The following is a 10,530-nucleotide window of genomic DNA, read 5'->3' as shown; positions in this document are numbered from 1 at the left end:
GGCCGCCTGACCCCCGTCGAATACGAGACCGTCATGACCACACCGGCCCTCCGAGCCGCGTGACCCAACCTGTCACCCGAAACTGCAGCAGACCCGAGCCGGACAAGAACGCGCTGACGTTCACATATCACCGGGAAAGCGGCGACAACTACATCAGCCAGACAGTGTCCATCAAGAACGCCAACAGGGACTCGGTCGTCCCTGTATTGGAGTTCACTGCGCTTGACCGGCGCGGTCACCGGCTACCAGGAGTGCAGGTCCGAACCGTCTACGGCAGCGACAGCGGCCGTTTGGTGGTTCCTTACGGGTGGGGTTACGACATCTTGCGCTTCTCGGGATCCGGCGAGCACCAGGTTTACGACGTTCGCGTCACCGTTGCTCACCTGGCCACCGCCAAGGTTCGGGCCAACATCCACCCGGCGACCACCCAGCCGCTGGACGCTGCTGGAGGCGCTGTGAGCAAGTTTTCCCGCTTCACGGCCGTGCGCGTGACGAACTCGGACGCCTTCGCGGTTGCGGTGCGCATCGCCTACCTGGTTTACGACCAGCCGGCTAAGGGCGAGACGCAGCAAGCGATCTCCGTCACTCCCATCGGAGGGCTGGTCCGAGTCCCAGCTGACGGTACGGCAGTCGTCAAGGTCACCGGCGACGCCGCCCGCGCGGTCGCCAGGTACTTCGACGGCCCGGCAGTGAGCGTCAAGGCCTACAACTCTCAGTGACCCAGAAGCGACAGAGTAGGCGCCCGGCGTGGCGAAAGTGAGAGCTTCTCTGGACGAGGCCTGGACGGCTGAACACCGATCCGCCGTGAAACGTTGCATTCTCGCAGGTCAACGACGCTCTGAGTGCGTGATCTTGGGGGACTGCACATCTCCATGTGGGCGATCGAGAACGACGAGAAGGCACGCGAGATCGCGGTTGCGTTCCATGCCACTCTGCATGGTCTCCACGAGCTGTACATCGCCGTTCCGAGCCGGCCCGGAGGGGGCCCAGCCTGCGGGCTTGGTTCGCCCTCACGACCGGCGACTACCGCGGCGTCATCGCAGCGGCGCGGGCCGGAGCCGATACGGCGCCGCATAACGGCGTGGCTGTACATCTCGCGGCCCAGGAAGCCAAGGCGTGGGCTCGGCTCGGAGACTGCCGGCAAGTTGAGGTCGCGCTGGACAAGGGACGGCGGATGCTCGAAGGAATGCCGTACCCGGAGAACCTGGACAACCACTTCGTGGTGGACCCGGCCAAGTTCGACTTCTACGCGATGGATTGCTATCGCCTGCTCGGTGAGGACAAGCTAGCGCGCACACTCGCCGAAGAGGTGCTGAGGGCAGGAACGGACTTCGATGGCACAGAGCGCTCGCCGATGCGCAACGCTGAAGCCCGCGTCACGCTGGGCGTCACGGCGGCACGTGAGGGCGACTTGGAACAGGCGCTCATCATAGGCGAACGCGCCCTCGAAGGTGACCGGCAATCGGTGCCGTCGCTCATCATGACCAGCCGAGAACTCGCTGCCGAGATGCGGCGCCGATACAGCTCCGAACCGGCAGCGCAGGACTACCTTGGACGTCTTCACTCACTCGCTGAGCAGAAGTCCGGATTCATGCCCCGATGAGCACGTTCTACCGCGCCACTCGCTGCTCGAGACGTTACCGTTGTAAGTGATCGGCAAGCGGTCGAGCTATCCAGGCGCTAAGTCATACTGAGGTCACATAAAGTAATCGAGAATGGGGCAATCGCTAATTGGGCACTGCACCCACACTCGACAGAAAACGGGATACGCTCAGAGATGTCAAGGAACCGGTATTCCTCGTCAAGGTGAGAGGATAAGGCCATGAGTCATAGGGAAGTTTGTACCCATTTCGTCTTTTCTTCTTGGGAAGATGTTCTTGCGTCTCTAGATAAGGCTGGGCCGAGATGGATTTTCCGCGGGCAGCGAGATTACTCGTGGCCCATACTCACGAAGCTAGGTCGGACGCTCCGGATGATAGACAGTGAGCATAAAAAGGATTGGATAGAGGCAGAAAATTCAGCCATTGGATATTTCATGGACCGGGCTAGCGCTCTCTTGCGTAGTACGCCAGATGAGCATGACCTCCTGGCGTGGCTTGCGTTGATGCAACACTACGGAGCCCCCACGAGGCTGCTCGATTGGTCATTCTCACCCTATGTGGCGCTCTATTTTGCATATGAGCAACCAAATGATTCCGACTCCGCATTGTTTGCACTCGACAGTGTCAATACGCGTCATGCGAACACGGGGCGGATAATGTCGCATCCTTGGGATCACCTCGGAATTGAGAAACTCGACAGCAAGGATAATCAGGAAATGCCTGTATATCCGCATAGAAATACCTATCAGAACGACTTCGAGAACGAGGTCCTCCGGACAGCTATTGAGAAGAAATCAAAATGCCCAATTCCGACAATTCCTTTTCAGCAGGATGATCGAATGAGCGCCCAGCAAACTGTTTTTACGCTAATGGGTGACATCGACGTTGAGCTCGATATTTGGTTTACTAAGGAGAAGTGGGAGCTACCGGAAAATTGGTTCCGGGAGATGTTCGACAGGACGCTGGGGGCTCCGGCTGGCCCCTACTTGATCAAGATGCGACTTCGTCCAGAATGGCGCGATCGGGCACTTAAAGCGCTTGAGGCAATGGGGATATCGACAGGTACGCTCTTTCCGGGATTGGACGGTATTGGACGTGCTACGACCGGTCATTTGTTAAGTGGAAGGCTGAGTCCTCGGGACATTCTTATGGGGATGAATTGAGGTCGAGTGCTCTATCGAGCGCCTTGGGGAATGGGGTGCCCGGTGGGCCGAGGGTGACGGCTAGGTGGTCTGGAAAGCAGTCGCGCCTCCGTCCACTACCAGTTGGTCGAGCTGGAGGGGAAGGGCGCGATCGTCCGCGAGCATGGCCGGCATAGAGGAATCCGGCTTACATGACCAGTCCTGGCTGCTATCACCTGCTGCTCGCCTGTGAGGGTCGGCCGCTGCGGCATGGCTGGTGGGGGAGTGAGGAGACCGCGCGCCGCAAGTTCTCCCGCTGGGTCGGCGAGTACGGCAGCATTCCTGTCGTCCGGGTCACCCTCGCCGACGAGGAGACCGGTGAGCGGCTGGCCGTGTGGCCGGACGACCCCGGACGGATTTTCATGATCAGGACGAGACGTGGACGGGGCATCGCCACCCAGGAGCAGTGTCCGGCAGATCCGCAGGTCAGGGTAGTTTTCGTGATGCGATCACGGGTGGACTGAACGTCTTCCGGCGCGCCTGGTGGCCGTACGACACGGTGCTCGGCCGGGTACCGGACCTCGACGGCTTCCACGACATCCGCTCCTACCCGCACGCCGAGAGACTGCCCGGCCTGGTCATCTACCGGTTCGACGCACCGCTGTTCTTCGCCAACGCCAAGACGTTCCGGGACGAGGTACTGCGGCTGGCCCGGACCGACCCCGCGCCGAGCTGGATCGTGATAGCGGCCGAGCCGATCACCGACGTGGACACCACCGCCTCCGATGTCCTCGAAGAACTCGACGAAACTCTCAACGCGGAACACGTCCACCTGGTGTTCGCCGAGCTCAAGGACCCGGTCCGGCGGAAGATCGAGGCTTACGAACTCACCCGGACGGTGGACCCGAGCCACTTCTTCTCCACGCTCGAGGCCGCCGTCAGCGCGTTCCGCCTGCGCACCGGTGCCCGGTGGACCGCTCCCCCGCCCTCCGCGGCTGACGACCGGTAGGCAGCCGGCCCGGGCGCCTTGCCCCGGCCGCCGGTCACGCGGCTGCCGGGACGTGCCGCCGCGTCGAACGGGCCAGGGCCAGGCGGAGCACTCGGCGCCAGTCGGCCAGGGGCCTGTTCGGCGGCGTTCCCGGACGGTGACGTGGGACACGCACCCGCAGGGCCCCGTGTGCCACCCGGCAGACCACCGGAGCGGGCAGTACGACGGACTCGCCGTCGATGCCGGCCGGCAGGGTGTCCGTGTCGGCCTCGACGACCACTTCGGAGGCCGTCAGCCGGGTCACGCCCGATGACCGCCGGCCACCCAGGAGCCGGGTCGACAGCCGGGCCGCCCGCCTCGGGGTGTCGACGCGCACGCACAGCACCCCCAGTCGTCCGGAGTCCAGGCTCTCCCGGAGCCCGGGATGCGCCGAGTCGACGACGACGGGTCGGTAGGGGTTGTTGCTGACGAGCAGGGCCTGCAGTCCCTCGATCCGCGTGTGCCCGGCACGCATGCGCAGCCGTGGTGCCTGAGGGCCGGTGAGGAGAACGGGCAGGGCCTCCAGTGCCGTGCGCAGCTTGGCGTCCCGGTAGGAGGGTTCGCGTACCACGGCCGCGTACGTTCCGAAGGACGCGTTGTTGACGAACACCCGGTCGGCTGCGAATCCCAGGTCGACGCGGAACTCGACGGCATCGGTGAACGCCTCCAGGGCTGCCGCCGGATCGTCGCGGTCGAGACCGAGATCGAGGGCGAAGTGATTGCGCGTTCCGGCCGGGATCACCATGAAGGGCACGTCATGCCGGGCCGCGACCTCCGCGACCAGAGCCTGGGTGCCGTCCCCGCCGGCCACCGCCAGCAGATCGGCCCCCTCGCTCACCGCACGCCGCGCCAGGTCCGCCACGTCCTGGTGTCGCACCGGATCCAGCACGACGATGCGCGCACCCGCGGCCCTCGCCTTCTCCACCAGGTGGAAGCGGTCCACCTTGCCCCCGCCGGAGCGCGGGTTCATCACGACCCACGGATGCAGCGCCGCCGGCACCGGCCCGGGCTCGTCGCCGCGTCCGGCGGAGGGTCCCGTCGGAGTGATCGCGATCCGGGCGGCCACGAGTGCCAGGATCCACAGGCCCCAGGACAGGCAGGCAGGCCACAGCATGCCGTGCGTGGCGAACAGGACGAGCGTCGCGAGGGGAACCAGCACGGCAACAACGGCTCCTGCTGCCCGGACGGCTCCGGAGTGGGCGAGTACCCACCACAGGCCGACGGCCGTCAGGGCCGCACCCGCAACGGCTGCGAGCACCCAGAGCAGGCCTTTCAGCCCAGCGGTGACGAGCAGCACGAGCACGCTGCCCATGAGGGCGAGGAGGGCCAGCCGGGCCCACGCCACGGGCGTTCCGCGGCCGGCTGCCGATCCGGCGGCATGCGAGTCCCGGCACCGTACCTGTCGCACGTCGAGCGCCTCCCCGTCCTCTCACGCCGCGAGACGTGTGCCGCGCAACGGGCGCGTCGCCCTATCGGAAACCGGCCGGGGGTTTTTCGGTCCGCACGACGCACAGCGCCCAGATCACGAATCCGGAGATCGCGATCGACACGATCGACCACAGCGGGTAGTACGGCAGGGAGAGAAAGTTGGCGAGGATGAGGAATCCGGCGATGACCACGCCGGTGACCCGAGCCCACGTCGCTGACTGGAACAGGCCCAGGCTGACCACGACGGCGACCGCCCCGAGAACGACGTGGATCCAGCCCCAGCCGGTGAGGTCGTACTGGAAGACGTATCCGTGCGTGGTGATGAACACGTTGTCCTGGGCGATGCCCATGATGCCGCGGAAGATGTCGAGTACTCCGCAGATCATCAGCATGACGGCGCCGAACACCATCAGACCGCCGGCCCACTGCTGTTTCGCCGATTCCGGGCGGGCTGCATGTGTCGCACTCATGACCTGCCTCCTTGTGTGGTTCGCCGGACCATCGCGACCCGACGGTGTCAAAGGGACCGTGTCGCGGTCAGACACCACCACGGCCACCGCTCAGGACAAGCTCCTTCGCTCGGACGAACTCCTCCTCCGTGATGTCGCCGTGTGCCCGCATCTGGGACAGCTTCGCCAGTTCGTCGGCGCTGCTGGACCGGGCACCGCCCGCCGTCTCGCGGACGTAGGTGTCGAACTCCTTCTGCCGCGCCTGCGCGTACGCCACCTCGCGTTGGCCCATGCCCTTGCCACGAGCGAGGGCATAGACGAAGACGCCCAGGAACGGCAGCACGATCACGAAAGTGAGCCAGCCGGCCTTCCCCCAGCCCCCCAGACCGTCATCGCGGAAGATGTCGAGGACGATCCTGAACAGCACGAAGAACCACAAGACCCACAGGCCGATCCAGAAGACCGTCCAGAAGGCACTCAGCAGCGGGTAGTCGTACGCCAGGTACATGTGCGAGTTCATGGTCGTTTCACCTCTACGGTCCTTTGACATCGGATCCGCCACGTTCAGCTTGCGCACGTCAAGGGCCATGCCACCTCACCCGGAGCGGGTGAGGTGGCATGGGGTCGGCAGACTCGGGTGACACCCAGTGCGATCAGCCACCCTCCTGGGTTTCGGTGGCGCGGTGGATGTCATTTCACCCATCGGGGGGCGGTGAAAGCTGTGTCGCGGCACAGCCGGGCAGCCACGTACGGCGCCGGGCGCAGCCTGCACCGGCTATCGGGGTTGTCGATGTCCGCGCGCATGAGCGTCGGCGGCCTGCCGCGCGAGCTCGACGTTGAACTGGGCACCTGCCAGGAGTGCCAGGTTGGACAGCCACAGCCAGACGAGGAAGACCACGACACCGGCCAGGGAGCCGTACAGGCGGTGGTATGTGCTCACATGAGAGGCATAGACGGTGAAACCGAGGGAGGTCGACAGCAGGAGCAGTATCGCCAGGCCGCCACCCGGCGCCATCTTTCGCAGCGGACGCGACGGTGCGGGACCGGAGCGGTAGAGCACCAGGACCAGGGCGATGGCCACCACTGCCAGAACGGGCCAGCGCAGGGTGTCCCATGCGGTCTGGGGAAGGCTGCCCATCTCCAGTGCTCGGCCCAGCCGACGTACCAGGCTGCCGCTCAGCAGCAGAGCGAGCGTCGTGGTCAGGAGGAGGGCGATCAGCACGACGGCCGTGACGATGATGCGTGGGGCCGTCCGCCACACCGGCCGGTGCGAGCTGACGTGATACATGGCGTGCAGGGCCCGGCGAAAGACACTCAGATAGCTGGAGCTCGACCACAGGGCCCCGGCCGCGCCGAAGAAGACCAGCAGCCAGGCCGCCGAGGACTGGCCGGCCATCTGCTCCAGGGCGCTGCGCAGCAAGCTGCGGGACGCGGCGGGCGCCACGCGGGTGAGCCGGTCGATCACCTCCGGTTTCGCCGTGGGCATGGTGAGCCCCAGCACCGAGAGAAGCACCAGCAGCACGGGGAACAGGGCCAGGACCGCGTAGTAGGTCAAAGCGGCGGCCCAGTCCGTCACGTCGTCGTTCCAGATCGCCACGGGTGTCCGGCGCAGCGCAACCCACCACCGGCCCATCCGGCTGCCGGTCTCGCGCATGGCGCGGATGCTCTCGCTACCCACTGTCCACGCCGCCCTCCACCAGTTGATGGCCGGGGTCCGCAGAACGGCGGCCGGATGTCCGGCTCCCTGCCGCCTGCCTTCGTCCGGATGCCGCTCGGGGGAGTCAATCCGCGTCGGCGGTCCTGTCCGACATATTCGTGGGCCCGTCCTTCCATATCCGTGATTGACGCGCCCTCAGCCCGTTTACCCGCCCTGCATGGAGTGATGTGCCGCGCCCACTCGCAGCTGAGCGGTTGGCCGTGCTGTCGAAAAAAGGAGGGTGGGTCACGGCCACGTGGGCTGCGCAGACGCCTCCGGCGGCATGACGATACGGACCATGACCGAAGACATCGGTATGGGTCCGCCCCCGGGCATCGGCTCCAAGCGACGCCGGCTGTTCTGGTACGAGCTTCTTGGGTGCGCGCGGCGCGGCCATCACCTGGAGGGCACGAACGCGGCCCAGGTGCGTCCCGAGGACGGAGTCCTGGTCAGGGACTTCGGGGACGGACTTCACTGGCACCGGTGTCTGCGCTGTGACGCCTGGCTCCCGGTACGGCCGGCGGATCACCCGGACCGGGAGTTTCCACCCGGGCGCGCGGAGGTGGAGATTCCGCTGCGTGGCAGGCCTCTGCGTGACCGTTACGTGCTGCGGCTGATCGCGCTCGACCGTGTGGTTCACTTTCTGGTACTCGGCGTGCTCTCGACCGCCGTACTGGGCTTCGCCCACGAACGCCGACGGCTCAGCGGGGCGTTCTACCGGACGATGGACGTGCTGCAGAACGGCGTCGGCGGGCCCACCGGAAGGTCCGGGCGAGGGCTGCTGGGCGAGCTCGACAAGGCTTTCGCCGCCCGTTCGTCGACCTTGTGGGCAGTGGGGCTCGTCCTCGGCGCCTACGCGGTACTCGAAGGCATCGAGGCGATCGGACTGTGGCTGACCAAGCGCTGGGCGGAGTACCTGACGTTCGTGGCCACGACCGTACTGCTCGTTCCAGAGATCTACGAGCTGGCCGAAGGGCGTGTCACGCCGGCCAAGATTCTCACCCTGGCCATCAATGTGGCGATCAGTGTCTATCTCCTCATCGCCAAACGCCTGTTCGGCCTGCGTGGCGGTGGAAGAGCCGAAGCGGCACAAAAGGCCCGCGACACCAGCTGGGAAGCCCTGGAGCGGGTTCTGCCGGGACCGTCACGGTGACCGCACGGCCTTCCTGGCCCGAGCCGACGAGGCGGCCGCGGACGCGTGGTGCCGGCTGTCCGCGGCCGCGCCGACGGCTCAGCGGACGTGCACCGTCACCGGGTCAGACGTACGCTGGCGCACCGGGTGGTGATCACGCGGGCCGGTCAGGCCGTACATCACCGCGCGGAAATCCACCGGGCCGCGCCCCGCATCCTTCACGTGCGCGGCGGCCCGCGCCTCCGTGCCACTGGCGACTACGGCACCGCAGGCCACCTGGCGCCATGTGTGCCCGCCGCTGCGCTGTTGCAGGCATATCCGCAAGTAGCGGACGGCATCGTCGTCCCCGTGCGCCGTGACCGTGAAGGTCTTGCCGACATGCGCCGTGTGCGGCGCCGTGACATCCACTTCGCCCTTGGCGTACGCAGGAACGGCGGCCAGAGCCAACGACGCCGCCCCCAGCGCACCGGCCAGGGCCAGGCTTCCGCCACGCCTCTTCATCCCGGTCCCTCTCGTCCTGGTCATGGGCTTCCCTCCCGTGGGTCTCCACCCAAGGCGCCGGGTGCGCCTCGCTGCTCAGCCAGATGAGCCGGCCGACCGCCAGGTTGCGCCCAGCCGACGCTGTTGCGGATTTACGACATACCTGCCCCATCCAGAATTATCGCCCGCCAGGCGAAGGCGGCCGCAAAGCTTGACGCCTCATCACCCTGCTGGTCGAGCCGTGGAACCCGGTCGAGGCGCGCGGGCGGACAGCGCGATCTCGAAGGCGGAGGTGTCGTCACCGCCACGATGGTCGGGGCGTGGACTGCCTGGTCCAGACCGAGCGTGACGGTCGTACCTGCAGACCTGGCGCGCGTGCCCCGATGTACCCCCACCAGCCTCAACCGCGCTGCGAGCACGACCTGCACGAACTGCTCTGGCTCCAGGGGCCGGGTTTCCGGCAGATCCGCGACCGGCGCTGGGGCGACACATCGTCGTGGGCGTCCCCAGTGGGCCGACGGTCAGTGTTCCTGGGCCGTGGGGCGGACCATGATCTCGTTGACTGCGACATGCGGGGGCTGAGTGGTCATGAAGGTGATGGCACGGGCGATGTCTTCGGCTTCCAGCCACACGTTCTGCGGCATGCCACGGGCGGCGGCGGCCCCGGGGCCGGTCGCCATCTCCGTCACCGTCATGCCCGGCTCGATCAGGCCCACCCGGACGCCCCGTCCCGTCACCTCCTGACGCAGGGCTTCGCTGAACGCGCCCACCGCGTGCTTGGTCGCCGAATAGACACCGTTGTTCCTTCGCACCACCCGGCCCCCGACCGAGCTGACGTTCACGAGATCAGCGACCCCGCGCGGGCCGTTCGCCGCCGCGCGGAGCAGATGGGGCAACGCTGCCTGCGACAGGTGCAGGACAGCCTTGAAGTTGAGATCGACCATCCGCTCCCACTCTGCGGGGTCGCCCTCCCCGATGGTGCCCATGGCCACGTAACCGGCGTTGTTCACGAGCACGTCCAACCGCGTGAAGCACTCCACGGCGTCCTCGACGGCCCGACGCGCCTGCGTCGCGTCGCCGAGGTCAGCGGTGAGAACGCTGCACGCGCCGCCCCGATCACGGATCACCGTGGCCAGGTCCTCCAGCCGCCCCGTACGGCGGGCGACCACTGCCACAGCGGCGCCCTGCCGCGCAAGCGACAAGGCGGTGGCCGCACCGATGCCGCTGGACGCGCCCGTCACCAGCGCCGCACATCCCGCCAATGGCGCATCGCCGTCGCCATCGGCGACGCCGACGCCGACGCCGACGCCTGCCGCCGTAACGTCCTGATCCCCGGCTTCCGCGTGCCCGGCGTCCGGATCCCTCACACTCATGATCACCCTTCACAGGTCATCCCGCCCAGGGCAGGCTGAGGCGCCGCGGACCTCACACCACAGCCCACCTGTGAGGTGCCGCCCGCTCTTCGAAGCTTGCACCACGTAGTCCAGGACCGCCTCCGCACATTCCTCCGACGGGTCTCACCGGCCGCCTCGAACGGGGCATCCGCCATGTGCCCGTCTTCGGCTGATGGTGGGGCTGATGGCGCATGTGCCGTCG

Annotated in this window: 11 protein-coding genes and 1 pseudogene; 6 read left to right on the top strand and 6 right to left on the bottom strand. The window is 66.7% G+C overall.

Going from position 1 to position 10,530, the window contains the following annotated elements; all coding sequences use genetic code 11:
* The 5 genes and pseudogenes from ACWDEN_RS38525 to ACWDEN_RS38505 all read left to right on the top strand — a co-directional run.
* Positions 1-719: hypothetical protein (locus ACWDEN_RS38525; protein WP_450862581.1), on the top strand; the 719-nt coding region annotated here is incomplete at its 5' end.
* Positions 720-1,081: 362 nt separating this feature from the next.
* Positions 1,082-1,603 (top strand): hypothetical protein, encoded by a 522-nt coding sequence (locus tag ACWDEN_RS38520; protein WP_450862579.1) that lies wholly within the window; start codon positions 1,082-1,084, stop codon positions 1,601-1,603.
* 219 nt (positions 1,604-1,822) lie between these two features.
* Positions 1,823-2,764, top strand: coding sequence for an FRG domain-containing protein (locus ACWDEN_RS38515; protein WP_450862577.1), 942 nt, complete (start codon positions 1,823-1,825; stop codon positions 2,762-2,764).
* Positions 2,765-2,934: 170 nt separating this feature from the next.
* Positions 2,935-3,246 carry a hypothetical protein gene (locus ACWDEN_RS38510; protein WP_450862575.1) on the top strand — a complete coding sequence of 104 codons (312 nt, stop codon included), beginning with the start codon at positions 2,935-2,937 and terminating at the stop codon, positions 3,244-3,246.
* A pseudogene (locus ACWDEN_RS38505) lies at positions 3,243-3,731 on the top strand (STAS domain-containing protein); the annotation flags it as partial. The gene ACWDEN_RS38510 and the pseudogene ACWDEN_RS38505, both read left to right, overlap by 4 nt.
* 34 nt (positions 3,732-3,765) lie before the next feature.
* On the opposite strand, the gene ACWDEN_RS38500 reads toward ACWDEN_RS38505, so the two are convergent.
* From ACWDEN_RS38500 to ACWDEN_RS38485, 4 genes are all read right to left on the bottom strand, one after another.
* The gene (locus tag ACWDEN_RS38500) at positions 3,766-5,094 is read right to left on the bottom strand and encodes a diacylglycerol/lipid kinase family protein (protein ID WP_450862573.1); all 1,329 of its coding nucleotides are present in this window, start codon (positions 5,092-5,094) and stop codon (positions 3,766-3,768) included.
* A 124-nt stretch (positions 5,095-5,218) separates the two neighbouring features.
* A complete protein-coding gene (locus ACWDEN_RS38495) occupies positions 5,219-5,647 on the bottom strand; it encodes a DUF7144 family membrane protein (protein WP_351615331.1) in 429 nt (142 codons plus the stop codon).
* 67 nt (positions 5,648-5,714) lie between these two features.
* A complete protein-coding gene (locus ACWDEN_RS38490) occupies positions 5,715-6,146 on the bottom strand; it encodes an SHOCT domain-containing protein (RefSeq protein ID WP_450862571.1) in 432 nt (143 codons plus the stop codon).
* Positions 6,147-6,401: 255 nt separating this feature from the next.
* Positions 6,402-7,280 carry a YihY/virulence factor BrkB family protein gene (locus ACWDEN_RS38485; protein WP_351615334.1) on the bottom strand — a complete coding sequence of 293 codons (879 nt, stop codon included), beginning with the start codon at positions 7,278-7,280 and terminating at the stop codon, positions 6,402-6,404.
* A gap of 340 nt (positions 7,281-7,620) precedes the next feature.
* Between ACWDEN_RS38485 and ACWDEN_RS38480 the strand changes: the two genes are divergently transcribed.
* Positions 7,621-8,475, top strand: a complete 855-nt coding sequence (locus tag ACWDEN_RS38480; RefSeq protein ID WP_450862569.1) for a DUF2127 domain-containing protein — start codon at positions 7,621-7,623, stop codon at positions 8,473-8,475.
* Positions 8,476-8,553: 78 nt separating this feature from the next.
* Here the strand turns inward: ACWDEN_RS38480 and ACWDEN_RS38475 are convergent, their stop codons facing one another.
* Together ACWDEN_RS38475 and ACWDEN_RS38470 are read right to left on the bottom strand one after the other, a co-directional pair.
* Entirely contained in the window at positions 8,554-8,979 is a 426-nt protein-coding gene (locus ACWDEN_RS38475) for a hypothetical protein (RefSeq protein ID WP_450862567.1), read from the bottom strand.
* Positions 8,980-9,455: 476 nt separating this feature from the next.
* On the bottom strand, positions 9,456-10,307 hold the full coding sequence (locus tag ACWDEN_RS38470; RefSeq protein ID WP_450862588.1) for an SDR family NAD(P)-dependent oxidoreductase: 852 nt from the start codon (positions 10,305-10,307) through the stop codon (positions 9,456-9,458).
* Between the last annotated feature and the right edge of the window lie 223 nt (positions 10,308-10,530).

It is taken from the genome of Streptomyces sp. NPDC001153 (assembly GCF_053598315.1).
Note: the sequence above shows the minus strand (reverse complement) of the source record. Positions and strands in the feature narration are given on the sequence as shown.